This is a genomic window from uncultured Dokdonia sp. (genome assembly GCF_947496725.1).
Lineage (GTDB): Bacteria > Bacteroidota > Bacteroidia > Flavobacteriales > Flavobacteriaceae > Dokdonia.
Window position 1 is genome coordinate 436,025 of sequence record NZ_CANMDS010000003.1, and the last position, 13,882, is coordinate 449,906.

14 protein-coding genes are annotated in these 13,882 nt (G+C 35.2%); 10 read left to right on the plus strand and 4 right to left on the minus strand.

The features are described 5' to 3' along the window. The first annotated feature begins 136 nt into the window (after positions 1–136). Positions 137–520 carry a hypothetical protein gene (locus Q0948_RS08760; protein WP_298350460.1) on the plus strand — a complete coding sequence of 128 codons (384 nt, stop codon included), beginning with the start codon at positions 137–139 and terminating at the stop codon, positions 518–520. A 78-nt stretch (positions 521–598) separates the two neighbouring features. Further along, positions 599–964 (plus strand): hypothetical protein, encoded by a 366-nt coding sequence (locus tag Q0948_RS08765; RefSeq protein ID WP_298350458.1) that lies wholly within the window; start codon positions 599–601, stop codon positions 962–964. On the opposite strand, the gene hutH is transcribed toward Q0948_RS08765, so the two are convergent. The 3 genes from hutH to folE form a co-directional block, all read right to left on the minus strand. Next, positions 956–2,464, minus strand: a complete 1,509-nt coding sequence (gene hutH, locus Q0948_RS08770; RefSeq protein ID WP_298350456.1) for a histidine ammonia-lyase — start codon at positions 2,462–2,464, stop codon at positions 956–958. The two genes, Q0948_RS08765 and hutH, sit on opposite strands and share 9 nt — an antisense overlap. A gap of 331 nt (positions 2,465–2,795) precedes the next feature. Beyond that, a complete protein-coding gene (locus tag Q0948_RS08775; protein ID WP_298350454.1) occupies positions 2,796–3,107 on the minus strand; it encodes a hypothetical protein in 312 nt (103 codons plus the stop codon). A 52-nt stretch (positions 3,108–3,159) separates the two neighbouring features. Continuing rightward, positions 3,160–3,756, minus strand: a complete 597-nt coding sequence (gene folE, locus Q0948_RS08780) for a GTP cyclohydrolase I FolE (protein WP_298350452.1) — start codon at positions 3,754–3,756, stop codon at positions 3,160–3,162. Positions 3,757–3,885: 129 nt separating this feature from the next. Here folE and Q0948_RS08785 point away from each other — a divergent pair, with 129 nt between their 5' ends. From Q0948_RS08785 to Q0948_RS08820, 8 genes are all read left to right on the plus strand, one after another. Continuing rightward, a complete protein-coding gene (locus Q0948_RS08785) occupies positions 3,886–6,357 on the plus strand; it encodes a DUF5916 domain-containing protein (protein WP_298350450.1) in 2,472 nt (823 codons plus the stop codon). 52 nt (positions 6,358–6,409) lie between these two features. Then, positions 6,410–7,075 carry an ABC transporter ATP-binding protein gene (locus tag Q0948_RS08790; RefSeq protein WP_298350446.1) on the plus strand — a complete coding sequence of 222 codons (666 nt, stop codon included), beginning with the start codon at positions 6,410–6,412 and terminating at the stop codon, positions 7,073–7,075. 63 nt (positions 7,076–7,138) lie between these two features. Continuing rightward, complete coding sequence (locus tag Q0948_RS08795; RefSeq protein WP_298350444.1) at positions 7,139–7,903, plus strand: TIGR02757 family protein; 765 nt, start codon at positions 7,139–7,141, stop codon at positions 7,901–7,903. Between the two features lie 75 nt (positions 7,904–7,978). Then, positions 7,979–9,172 carry an ATP-binding protein gene (locus Q0948_RS08800; protein WP_298350442.1) on the plus strand — a complete coding sequence of 398 codons (1,194 nt, stop codon included), beginning with the start codon at positions 7,979–7,981 and terminating at the stop codon, positions 9,170–9,172. A gap of 40 nt (positions 9,173–9,212) precedes the next feature. Then, positions 9,213–11,138, plus strand: a complete 1,926-nt coding sequence (locus Q0948_RS08805; RefSeq protein WP_298350440.1) for a BatA domain-containing protein — start codon at positions 9,213–9,215, stop codon at positions 11,136–11,138. Further along, positions 11,135–12,388, plus strand: coding sequence for a dihydroorotase (locus tag Q0948_RS08810; protein ID WP_298350438.1), 1,254 nt, complete (start codon positions 11,135–11,137; stop codon positions 12,386–12,388). Before Q0948_RS08805 ends, Q0948_RS08810 begins: the two co-directional genes overlap by 4 nt. Then, complete coding sequence (locus Q0948_RS08815) at positions 12,388–12,717, plus strand: hypothetical protein (protein WP_298350436.1); 330 nt, start codon at positions 12,388–12,390, stop codon at positions 12,715–12,717. Before Q0948_RS08810 ends, Q0948_RS08815 begins: the two co-directional genes overlap by 1 nt. Before the next feature lie 21 nt (positions 12,718–12,738). Further along, a complete protein-coding gene (locus Q0948_RS08820) occupies positions 12,739–13,389 on the plus strand; it encodes an alpha/beta fold hydrolase (protein WP_298350434.1) in 651 nt (216 codons plus the stop codon). Position 13,390: 1 nt separating this feature from the next. Here the strand turns inward: Q0948_RS08820 and Q0948_RS08825 are convergent, their stop codons facing one another. Further along, positions 13,391–13,882, minus strand: coding sequence for a hydrolase (locus Q0948_RS08825; RefSeq protein WP_298350432.1), 492 nt, complete (start codon positions 13,880–13,882; stop codon positions 13,391–13,393).

Below are 13,882 nucleotides of genomic sequence, written 5' to 3' on the forward strand. Positions count from 1 at the left end.
TTATAATTAAATTAAATCCCTTACTAAACACTTATGTTTAGTAAGGGATTTTTTAATTACATAATAGTTAAAGTACTGGTAATTAATAATTTATTTAATTACATTTAATTATATTCTATTCAAATATCCCCAACTTATGAAAGAATTACAACTCGGTATTCAACTAGAATTCTCGTTTGGCAAAGTCACGGTCTATGAAGACTATGTATATGTCATTATGGATGAAGGTGTAACTGTGCACACAAATTTTAATGATGTATTAATAGCTGTTGCAGAAACCCACTTTGCAGGAAGGAATTTTATTTACATTACCCACAGAATTTATTCTTACTCTATAGATCCTACTATTTATTTAAAAACTGCCAAGGTTAAAAATCTTAAAGGTTTTATAGTAGTTAGTCCCAACAAAGACTTTAAAGATGCTCAAAATATAGAAAAATTATTTTTCTGTAAACCTTTTGCACTGTTTGCAACTATGGAAGAGGCTCTTATTCATAAAGATATAATGCTTTTAGAGTAGCATATTTTTTATAGGAAAATTCTTTACTATTTGAATTGAATTCATCAATTTTGCGGCTCAATAAATCCCCTACATCCGTTGAAAATTACTAAAGAATTTGAATTTGGAGAACTTCACATAGAAGATAATCTTGTTATCGGAATAATGAAAGAAGGCTCTCATATAGACCCCGCATCTAACAGATTGCTCCTCTCCTATTGTAACGAAGTTTTTGAAAAAAAACCTTTTGGCTATCTATCTCATAGACAGCACTCCTACTCGGTAGACCCAACTGTTTATATAGATGCAGCAAATCATTTTGGACTCAAAGCTATTGCTGTTGTTTCTCAAAATCCCGTTATTGAGACAAACGTCATTATCGAAAAACAGTTTTTTAATCAACCCTTTGAAACATTTAAAACGGTTGAAGATGCAAAAAACTGGTTATCACAAGTTTTAATATAAATCTTCTGGATCTATATTAAGGCTACCTATAAAGGTTTTTCCCAGTTTAATATCGTTGGCAAAGATTCTATCCTCATCTGCAAAGGGTACAACTTCTCTATAGCTTTTTGTAAAAGACTGTAGAAAACTTGACGTATGAATTGGTTGTCTGTAATGCAATGCCTGTACTGCGTTAAGTAATTCTATAGATAGTAATGTTTCCACATTTTCTACAACTTTAAGAAGCTTTGTAGCGGCGTTTGCTCCCATACTTACGTGATCCTCTTGTCCATTTGATGATACGATTGAGTCAACACTTGCTGGAGTACAAAGCTGCTTGTTTTGGCTTACAATGCTTGCTGCAGTATATTGAGGTATCATCATACCACTATTAAGACCAGGGCTATCTACTAAAAATGGCGGTAAACCTCGTAAACCTCCTATTAGCTGGTAAACACGTCGCTCACTTATACTACCCAGTTCAGATAAGGCTATACATAAATAATCTAAAGCAAGAGCTAAGGGCTGACCGTGAAAATTTCCGCCGCTTATAATCAAATCATCTGCCGGAAAAATGTTAGGATTATCTGTAACACTATTAATTTCCGTTTTGAATGTTTTTGTTGTAAAATCTATAACATCCTTAGTAGCTCCGTGTACTTGAGGTATGCATCTAAAAGAGTATGGGTCTTGTACATTTTCTTTTTCTGTGGCAGCAATCTCGCTATCATCAAGAAAAGATAAGATACGAGCCGCAGTTTTGATCTGGCCCCTATGCGGTCTTACATAATGTACAAGAGGATTAAAAGGTGATAAATTACAATTAAAAGCATCTATAGATATTGCTCCTATCACATCTGCAAGATATGATAATTTGTGTGCTTTTATGAGAGCAATTACACCATAAGCACTCATAAACTGAGTACCATTAAGGAGAGCAAGACCTTCTTTAGATTGTAAGTTTATTTTAGAGAGTTTATTCTTTTTAAGAGCTTCTCTAGCGTTTATTATAGTATCACCACTCCACACTTCACCCTCACCTAGTAGCGGTAATGCTAGATGAGCTAGAGGAGCTAGATCACCACTTGCGCCAAGAGATCCCTGGTTATAAACAACGGGAAGAATGTCTAAATTAAAAAAATCTATGAGCCGTTGCACAGTATTAATATGCACACCGCTATGACCATAACTTAAGGACTGCACTTTAAGAAGTAGCATTAATTTCACGATATCCTTAGGCACATAATCACCCGTACCACAGGCGTGAGATCTTACTAAGTTTTCTTGAAGCTTAGTTAAGTTTTCGTCTTGAATAGCTACATTACACAAGCTTCCAAAACCAGTATTAACGCCATATACTGGAGTCTTACTGTTCTTTATCTTTTTATCTAAATAAGTTCTTGATGTGTTTATATTGAGGATACTCTCCTCACTAAGTTGTAGTTTTTTATGCTCTTCTAAGATAGTAGCAATTGTCTTTAGATCAAGAATTTCACTACTTATATAGTGTATTTGAGACATATGGTCTTATTTTTTACGCAATTTCGTAAAAAACAATGATATAATTAAGAATTATACAATCAAGAGCGTAAAAAGTATCTTACAATAAGCGATTACTAAAGTTTAGAATTCATTTTATCTTATATATCAATTGCAGCAATCATAATTAAAAAATTGAAAATCAGATATTTAAAAATTACAAAATCAATTGTATTTCATCAATTAAAAATTTGCAGAAAAACAATTTAGATTAACAATATGACAATAGATTAGTTATTTATAACAGTAAATTAAATTATGTGATTACTAATTACGCTTTCGTGAAAGCGTAAAAATTATGCAATGGAGAGAACTAATCTAACTTGTTCTCAAGCATTTTACTCACTTTTGAATCTTTAAAAACATAGGTGTATAACCACATAAGCGTAAATGATGGAATTATATCTACCCCTGGGATTAGCTCCTCAACAAAGGTGACTACTCCTCCTACCTTACCGGCCGTACCTTTATATAATCGAGTCATAAGCCAGGCAGAAAGTGGTGCCCAGGCAATGTCTGCAAAGTCACCTATAACTGGTAAAACCCAGCTTGAGGTCACTATGCCTAGCCCGTCTATGAGCAGTCCGATAAGTAAAAGTTTAAATTTATTAGTTTGATTATCCATAAGTGTATTAAATATAACACTTCAGTTTAATCAAAATACATTCCAAAAATGATTAGTCTAGATTTGAAGATATTAATTTTAAGAATTCATTACGTGTTTCTTGTTTTTCAAACTGACCTCTAAAACCTGAAGTTGTGGTAGTAGAATTTTGTTTTTGAACTCCTCTCATCATCATACACATATGTGAAGCTTCAATAACAACCGCAACTCCTTTAGGTTGCAAAGTTGTATTAATACACTCTAGAATATCGTGAGTAAGTCGTTCTTGTACCTGTAATCTACGAGAAAAAACATCTACAATACGAGGGAGTTTACTTAAGCCCACTATATGTCCATTAGGGATATAAGCAATGTGAGCTTTTCCGAAGAATGGGAGCATATGATGCTCACATAGAGAGTAGAGTTCTATATTCTTTACGATTACCATATCATCATAGTCCTCCTTAAACATAGCGCCTTTGAGTATCGCAGCAGGATCCATCTCATAACCAGAGGTTAAATATTGCATAGCCTTTGCAGCTCTCTCTGGAGTTTTTACAATACCTTCTCTTGTGGTATCTTCTCCTAAGCTCTCTATTATAGAAGAAAAATTATTCTTTACATCCTCAGTTACTTCGATGTTGTACTCTTCAAATTTTCTGTATGGCATTCTCTAGTTTCAAAATTGTTTAACCAAAGATACGATTTATTAAACATTATAATTTTCATATTTAACTTTTTATTTAGAGTTTGCTCACTATGACAACTCTAGATTTGTTGGGTCAAATAATCTTTTTTTATGCGTTTTATTGTTTTAGGACTTCTTAGTCTGCTCTATTCTAACCACCTACTTTCTCAAGGTACAAAAACCTTGAACGCAGAGCGCATAGACGAGGTGCCAAAAATAGATGGGATACTAGATGATAATATTTGGAAAACGCTACCCACTTATGGTGACTTTCATATGTTTGAACCTGGTAATGAAGGAACTATAGAAGAAAATCAACGCACTGAGATTAAAATGGCATATGATGATAAAGCCATTTACATTGCGGCATATTTATATGACCCAAATCCTAAAGATATTGCAAGTCAGTTTAGCCAGCGTGATGAAGTATTTGCTCAGGCAGATCATTTTATGGTAGCTCTGAACACTTATGATGATGGTATAAATGAAACTAGATTTTATGTAACAAGCGCAGGAACCATAGGTGATCAGAGAGTAACTCAAAATACAAGAGACTTTGGTTTTAATGTGGTTTTTGAATGTAAAGTATCTAGAGATGATAAAGGATGGTATGCTGAGTATCGTATTCCTTATAATGCTTTACGTTTTCCTGAGAGTGAAGTGCAAAACTGGAGTGTAAATTTTTACAGACGACTTGTAAATAAAAATGAGACTCATACTTGGAGCAGAATAGAGCGTGGTATAGGTAGAGATACACAATATAATGGCACAGTAACCGGAGTACGTAATATAGACCCTCCTGTACGACTTACTTTTTTTCCTTTTGTACAAACTGCTGTTAGTTCTCAAGATGGAAACACAGAAACAAACTTTGCTGGTGGACTTGACATTAAATACGGTCTTACGGATAGCTTTACACTAGACGCCCAGCTTATACCAGATTTTGGTCAAGTAGCTTTTGACAATGTAGTACTTAACTTAGGTCCTTTTGAGCAAACCTTTGGTGAAAACAGAGCCTTTTTTACAGAAGGTATTGACTTGTTTAATAAAGGGAGAATCTTTTTCTCAAGGCGTATAGGTGGTCCTGCAACTGGAAGCGTAACTCTAGAAGAAAGCGACACTGTAAGTGAAGAAATTATAGACTACCCTGCAAAGGTTAAATTACTTAACTCTATTAAAATATCTGGACGTACAAAGGGTGGCCTAGGTATAGGTTTTTTAAACTCCGTAGGTAGTAAAACCTTTGCTACAGTAGAGCGTACAGAGATAGACGAAGACAACACCAGTAGCATTATTGAGACCTCACGTCGCGAGGTGCTTATAGAACCTTTATCTAACTACAATGTTTTTGTACTAGACCAACAGTTTAATCAAAACTCTTCTGTATCGCTCATAAATACAAATGTAACAAGAAGCGGTAGCGGTTTTAGAAATGCAAATGTTACAGGAGGGGTATTTGACATTGCAGATAAGGACAATAACTATAATGTATCTGGTAGAGGGATTTTTAGTAATGTAAGAGAGTCTGGTGAGACTACTACTGGTTTTCAGTCTGAATTTGATTTTAGAAAAATATCTGGAAACTGGAGGTATCGCGTGGGTCACGACTTTGCAAATACTAAACTTGATATAAATGATTTAGGTGTTAATTTTAGAAATAACTTCAATAATTTTACTCTAGGAGGTTCTTATCAACTCATACAGCCTAAGGGTAAATTTAATAACTACAGATTTGATGTTACTGTGCGCCACCAGCGGTTATACAAGCCCAGCGTAAAAACTCGTAACAGCATACGTTTTAACTCATTTTTTGCTACAACAAAGCGACTCGCCTTTGGTGGTAATCTAAGTCTTAATGGTAAAAATCAAGATTACTTTGAGCCACGTGTAGATGGTAGATTTGTAACTTTTGAGTCTAACTTAGGTGGTGGAGGTTTTGTCTCAACAGACTTTAGAAAGAAATTTGCATTTGATGCTGGAGGAGCGGTAAGGCAATGGTTTGGGAATCAAGACCAGTTTAATTACAGTTTTAATTTTTCTCCTCGATATCGATTTTCAGAAAAATTGCTTGTTATTTTTGCTACAAATTACTCAAGTAGAAAGAATAACTTTGGATGGGTAGATAATACAGATACTGAAGTGTTTTTAGGACTAAGAGATGTAGTGTCTTTTGAAAATAGAGTTACTGCAAACTTTAATTTTGACCCTTATAAGGCCATAAACCTTAGTTTACGTAATTTCTGGGCAGCCTCAGATCATAGTAATAATATCTATTATACACTCAATGATGACGGCTCAAGGTCTCAAATTGCAGATTATAATTTTGATGAGCGTAGAGATCCTAATGCAAACTTTAATGTATGGAATTTAGACTTAAGCTTTAGATGGCGATTTGCTCCAGGGAGTGAGGCTTCCCTACTCTATCGTAATCAAATTTCTAAGTTTGATGAGCAATCTACAATAGGATATAATGAAAGTCTATCTAACCTCTTTCAAGAACCACTTAATCACACATTATCACTAAGAGTAACATACTTCATAGACTATAATAATATTAAACACGTCTTTAAAAAGGTTTCTTAATTTCTTAGACTAATAAGTTATTATAGTATTTTCACAGCTAAGCAATTTTTTTATGGTTAAGGCACAGCATATTTCTAAAACTTTTGGTGAACTTAAAGTGTTAAAAGACGTCTCACTTACCGTAAATAAAGGTGAAGTCGTCTCTATAGTAGGGCAAAGTGGTGCTGGTAAAACAACATTACTGCAGATAATAGGTACGCTAGATAGTCCTGATGTAACCGCAGATGCTAGTCTTAATATTAATGATAAGGAGATCATTGGTATGAAAGCAAAACTTATGAGTGCCTTTCGTAATGAGCATATAGGTTTTATATTTCAATTTCATCAATTACTACCAGAATTTACTGCATTAGAAAATGTATGTATACCGGCCTATATTGCAAAAAAAGACAAAGCACCCACTGAAAAAAGAGCAAAAGAACTACTTGACTTTCTAGGCCTGTCACATCGTTATGACCACAAGCCTAATGAGCTCTCTGGAGGTGAGCAACAGCGAGTGGCTGTCGCTCGTGCACTTATAAATAATCCTTCTCTCATACTTGCAGATGAACCTTCTGGAAATCTTGACACAGAAAGTGCAGATCACCTACATAAATTATTTTTTAAGCTACGAGATGAGTATAATCAAACAGTGATTATTGTAACTCACAATGAAGAGCTTGCGGATATGGCAGATCGCAAACTTGTGATGAAAGATGGAAGTTTTGTAACTTCTTAAAAGGCTACGCAGTTTGCATTTATTGTGCGATGGCTATACTATGTATTAATCTCTAATTTTAAGATGAACAAAAAGGAGCTCAAAATATTTTTAGACGAGAAGGCCGCTCAGTATGAAAATAATGATTTTATACCCCACGACCCTATCCAAATTCCGCACAGGTTTGATTCTAAAGAAGATATTGAGATAGCCGCATTTCTTACTGCTACCATAGCCTGGGGTAATAGAAAGAGCATTATTAATAATGCTACAAAAATGATGGATATAATGAATGATACTCCTCACGATTTTGTCTTAAATTATCATCCTGACCAGTCATATTTATTTGACGGTTTTGTACACCGTACTTTTAATAGTATCGATTTAGAAACGTTTATACGTGCGCTTCAAAATATTTATACAAATCACGGAGGCTTAGAACAGGTCTTTTTATCGGGAATTAAAGATGGTGATTTACAACCCGCAATCACTCACTTTAAAAAAGTATTTTTTGAGGTAGACCACCTACCTCGCACGCAAAAGCACGTCAGTGATCCGTCTAAAAATTCAGCAGCAAAGCGTATTAATATGTTTTTAAGGTGGATGATAAGAGATGCAAGCCGTGGTGTAGACTTCGGTATATGGAAATCGATCTCTCCTGCCCTATTATCTTGTCCTCTTGATGTACATACGAGCAATGTTGCAAGAAAGCTTAGATTGCTTTCGCGAAAGCAAAATGATGGTAAAACCCTTGCAGAGCTAGATAAGACTCTCAGAAAAATGGATCCTAATGATCCTGTAAAATATGATTTTGCACTTTTTGGACTCGGTGCTTTTGAAAATTTTTAATTTATCTTTAATTATTCTTTGAGCGGCGTGTTATGTCGCTATATTAAAACCTACTAACTAGTTTTATCTATACCTGTGAAGAAACCAGAACAACCCGTAAATGAGCAAGAAAGACTCAAGGCTTTACATTCCTATGAGTTACTTGACACACTTCCAGAAGAGGCTTATGATACTATCACAAAGCTAGCTTCTTATATATGTGATACACCTATATCACTAGTTACACTTCTAGATGCAGATAGAAATTTTCTAAAATCTAGATTAGGTATAGATATGTCTGAGTCACCTAGAGATATCTCATTTTGTGGGCACGCAATACTCACAGAGAAACCTATTTTTATAGTAGAAGATGCACGTGTAGATGAGCGTTTTCAAGATAATCCGCTCGTAAAGGATTTTAAAGCAATATTTTATGCAGGTGTCCCTCTCAAAACTGCAGATGGTCACGCACTAGGTACACTTTGTGTATATGATCACAAGCCAAGAATACTTGATGAGCAACAGCAAGAAGCGCTATTAGGTCTTGCAAAACAAGTGATTTTACTATTTGAAGCCCATAAGCAGAATATAGAATTACAAAGGTCGCAAGAAGAGGCAGCTTTACGTAACGATAGACTAGAAGATTTTGCAAGGCTTATAGCTCACGATCTAAAATCACCACTTGCGAGTATAGAAGGCTTAGTAAATTTATTATCTGAAGATTATGCAGAAGATAAAGATGAAGATTTTACAATGTTTATGGGGCATCTCAGCACATCTGCAAAATCTATGAGAAATTACATAGATGGCTTATTAGAATATTATAGAGCAGATACCCTACTGGCAAAAAGAGCAGATATAACTCTTGAGACTATTGTAAACGAGGTGAAAAACATTCATAAGTCTGGTGATATTATAATCTCTCTAGCAAATACAATAAATCTCAAAGCAGTACCTGTAGTAGCTATAGAGCAAGTTATATCTAACCTTATAGATAATGGTGTTAAGTACAACACAAGTGAGCATCCAGAGATAACTCTAAGTGGTGATATAACTAAAGATTTTTATAGTATCTCTGTGGCAGATAATGGTGTAGGTATACCACAAGATATGCAAGCGACTATATTTGAACCTTTTAAGACTATGGGTACAAATGATCGTAATGGCAATAAAGGTACCGGGATGGGTCTAGCTACCGTAAAAAAACTAGTCGAAGCTCTAGGTGGCGTTATTACCGTAGACTCTACTTTTAATAAAGGGAGTATTTTCACTTTTACCATTAGGCGATAAAGTGTCTTTTATCTATTTTTGAACAAATCAGAAAACCCTTATGCAGTTTAGACATCCAGAACTACTTTATGCCCTGTTCTTGCTGCTTATTCCTATTCTCGTTCACTTATTTCAGCTACGTAAGTTTAAGACAGAGTCTTTTACAAATGTTGCATTTCTAAAGAAAATAAAGACTCAGACTCGTAAAAGCAATTCCATAAAAAAATGGCTTGTATTACTCACTCGTATGGCAGCGCTAGCAGCAATAGTTATTGCTTTTGCTCAACCTTTTATTACAGAGACTAGCGAGGCTACCTTACCCAAAGAGACCATAATCTACCTAGATAACTCTTTTAGTATGCAAGCAAAAGGTCCATCTGGCCAACTTTTAAGAACTGCTGCTCAAGATCTTATTACAACTATAAAGGAAGATCAAAAGTTTACATTGCTTACTAATAATGCTACCTATAGAAATATCACTATTAAAGATATTAGAAACGACCTACTCCAGTTACCCTTTACTTCTAATCAACTATCTGAAGAGGCAATTACTCTTAGAGCTCAGAAGGAATTTACAAATGATGCTTCTACAAGTAAACGACTTGTCTTTATATCAGATTTTCAAGATAATGCTAGTACATACCAGCAAGACGTTGCTTCCATTACAAAAAATTATATTCAAGTAACTCCGGTTATAAAAAACAACGTAAGTATAGATTCTATTTACGTTTCTTCAAGAAAACCTTCAGGAATTGAACTCTCAGTAACTATCTCAACACTAGAAAAGAGAGAGACTAATACCGCAGTATCCTTATATGATGGTAATAAATTGCTTGCAAAAGGAACTGCTTCATTTAACGAAAACTTAGATGCTACCGTAGTATTTGATGTAGACACAACAGCAGGTATAGAAGGCCGCGTAGAGATAGATGATCCATTATTACCCTATGATAACACACTTTTCTTTACGATTAACAAGGATAGACCTATACGTGTACTCGTTATTAACGGTAGTAATTCTAGCTATTTACAGCGCATCTTTACAGCGCCAGACTTTGAGTATATAGCCACTAGTATTCGAGATTTAGATTACAGCATCATACCAGATGTAAACTATATCGTAATTAATGAGGTAGAAGACATATCACCTTCATTAAGTGGAGCTATAAACGCTTTCGCGAAAGCGGGAGGAATCTGCACCATTATACCTAGCAGTACAACATCACCTAGCTCGTTTAGCACCGTACTGCAAAATGTGAGTTCATTACAAATAAGTAACACTGGTAAAGAGAAAAAACTAGTAACAACGATAAACTATGACCATCCTATTTATCGAGATGTTTTTGATACAAGAATAGAAAATTTTCAATACCCATCTGTAAGTGAATCATTTGTAATCTCTGGAGGTGATCCTATTTTAAAATATCAAGATGGAAGCAATTTTCTTACTACACAAAATGGCATTTATACCTTCTCAGGAAGTATAGCTCAAAAAAATTCAAACTTTAAAAGTTCGCCACTCATTGTACCTACTTTTTACAATATGGCTAGGCAGAGTTTACAGCTACCAGAGTTATATATGACTGCCGGTGTGACTAATGTTTATGATATACCTATCGTACTGCAAGAAGATGGTATCTTATCACTAGAACAAAACACAAGTGCTATAAATAACCTCATACCACTACAACAGTCTAAAGGTAGTAAAGTGCAAATTACGACTACACAAACCCCTGCAGTTGCAGGTATTTATAATGTGGTCTCTGGCTCAACAATGGTACAGCAAGTAAGCTATAATTACAACAGGTCAGAAAGTGACTTGAGGTACGTACAGCTAGACAAAAACGATAACTACCACACCAGTGTTACTAGTTTATTTGATGCATTTGAGACTAGAGATAACATACAATCTCTTTGGAAATGGTTTATTATTTTTGCCTTACTATTTCTAGTATTAGAAATCCTGATTTTAAAATTCTATAAATGAAAGTACTCATAAAGAACGCCACAATCATAGATACCGAGAGCTCGTATCACGGCTCAACGCAAGATATCAGGATTAAAGATGGTGTGATTATAGAGATTAACCAGAATCTCGCTAGTCTTAAAGGAGAAACCATCATAGAAAAAGAAGATTTACACATCTCACAAGGCTGGTTTGACACGAGTGTGAGTATGGGGCAACCTGGTTATGAAGAGAGAGAAACTATAGATAACGGGCTTAACGTAGCAGCTAGCAGTGGTTTTACAGCAGTGGCTCTCAACCCAAACACACATCCTATAGTAGACACAAGCTCTGATGTTACTTTTGTAAAAAAAATGGCCGAAGGTCACGCAACATCATTATACCCTATAGGTGCGCTTACGCGAAATAGTGAGAGCGTAGATCTTGCAGAGTTATATGATATGCAACAATCTGGTGCGGTCGCTTATGGTGATTACCAGACGCCTATTAAAAATCCAAATCTCCTTAAAATTGCATTACAATATACACAGGGCTTTAATGGGCTTGTGTTATCATTTCCGCAAGAGCAGCAAATAGCTGGTAAAGGGATGGTAAATGAAGGTGTGATGAGTACAAGAGTAGGCCTTAAAGGTATACCTGCCATAGCCGAAAGTTTACAAATAGCAAGAGATTTACATATACTAGAATATGCAGGCGGTAAACTGCACATACCTACAGTCTCAACAAAGGAAGGAATTGCCTTAATACGAGCTGCAAAAAGTAAAAAGCTTAACGTCACTTGTAGTGTTGCAATTCATAACTTATGCCTTACAGATGATCTTATAGAAGATTTTGACACACGTTATAAGGTGTTACCTCCTCTTAGAAATAGAGAACACGTAGAGGCCTTAGTAGCGGCTGTAAAAGATGGCACTATAGATACTGTTACGAGTGATCACAATCCTCTTGATATAGAACGCAAAAATGTAGAGTTTGACAATGCTATGTATGGAACCATCGCACAAGAAGCTACATTTAAGGCACTTCTTACCATCGTGTCAGAAAAGAGAGCTGTCACTTTGCTCACTGCTGGAAGAGCAATATTTACAAAACAAACGAACCCAGTAAAAGAACAAGCTACAGCAAACCTTACACTTTTCTCAACGAAAGGAACAAGTATATTTAAAAAAGAACATATAAAGTCTAGTTCTCATAACGCCATTTTCCTCAACCAAAAGATGAAGGGAGAAGTATATGGTATTATAGCAAATAATCAAGTAGTACTTAACTAATGGATGAAAACACAGTATTTGAAGGAAAAACAGCTGCCGTTGTAAGCTACATTACCTTTGTAGGTCTTATCATAGCTTATTTTATGAATAGCGAGTCAAAAAATGAATTTGCAGCCTTTCACTTAAGACAATCATTAGGATTAACATTAAGCTACTTCTTAATTATGATGCCCCTTAGCTATCTTAATATACCTATGGCATCTGGTGGGTTTTTAGTGCTATTTTTTGCACTCTGGTTATATGGTATTATCTCTGCCTTTCAAGGAAAGAGACAACTGGTCCCTTTGGTAGGATCATTTTATCAAAATATTTTTGGAGGAAATAACTAGTCTTAGACTAACACTACATTTATGAAGCTCTCACTAGAACACATAATTAGAAAACCCGTAAGTACAACATCGCAACCTGCTCCTCTCCTACTCTTATTACACGGTTATGGTAGTAATGAGGAAGATCTTTTTAGCTTTGCCGAAGAGTTGCCAGATCATTACTTCATTATTTCTGCGAGGGCTCCTATTGCAATACAGCCGTATGGTAATGCGTGGTATCATATAAGTATAGATCCAGATGGAGTAAAATCTTCAGATAATGATGGTGCACGTCAATCTAGAGATATCATTGCAAATTTTATAGATGAAGCTATTACAGCTTATAAACTAGACAAGCATAATGTGACGTTATTAGGCTTTAGCCAAGGAACCATCTTAAGCTATGCTGTAGCTCTTACCTATCCAGAAAAAATTAAAAATGTGATAGGTCTAAGTGGCTATATTAATGAGGACATTATTGAGCTTAAAAGTAATCCTTCTTATGCGCACCTCAATGTATATAACTCACACGGTACGGTAGACCAAGTAATACCTATAGATGCTGCTCGGAAAACGCCTCCTTACCTTGAGAAAGTAGGCATAAGCTCTACTCTAAGTGAGTTTCCGGTAGGTCACGGCGTGCATCCTACTAATTTTTATGAGTTTAAAAAGTGGCTTGAAGAGCAAGTATAATTTAGTTAGGATATACTAAACTTTCTACACGATTGTAATCTACAGACCCATCTTCATTTACAAAATATTCAACTAGCAGCTCTCCCCATTTTTTACCATCTGAGAAGTCGGCTATAATCCATCTGTGGTTCAAAACCTGTACACGATTGATTTGAAAAGGTCTCCCATCACCTACAAAGTTTATAAGATCGTTACCCTTTGCCGTATTCTTTGCATATAAACCATCTACTATAACTGGTTTAATATCTTCCACAACAAGGTTATCATTATCAAAGTATTCCTTTGTGTTTTCATTACCTAAAAGTGTAAAGTACTCTGTATTTGCAAGTCTATCTTCAAGAACACTATAAAGAGAATCTTTCTTGGCTATCTTTTTTTCAAGTTTATTGATCCTGCGTTCTTGATACTCAAGACCTTTACTACTATTAATAGATTGAAAAATGATATACAACGCCGCAAATAAAAATAGGTATAGAAAAATATTTCTTCTCAT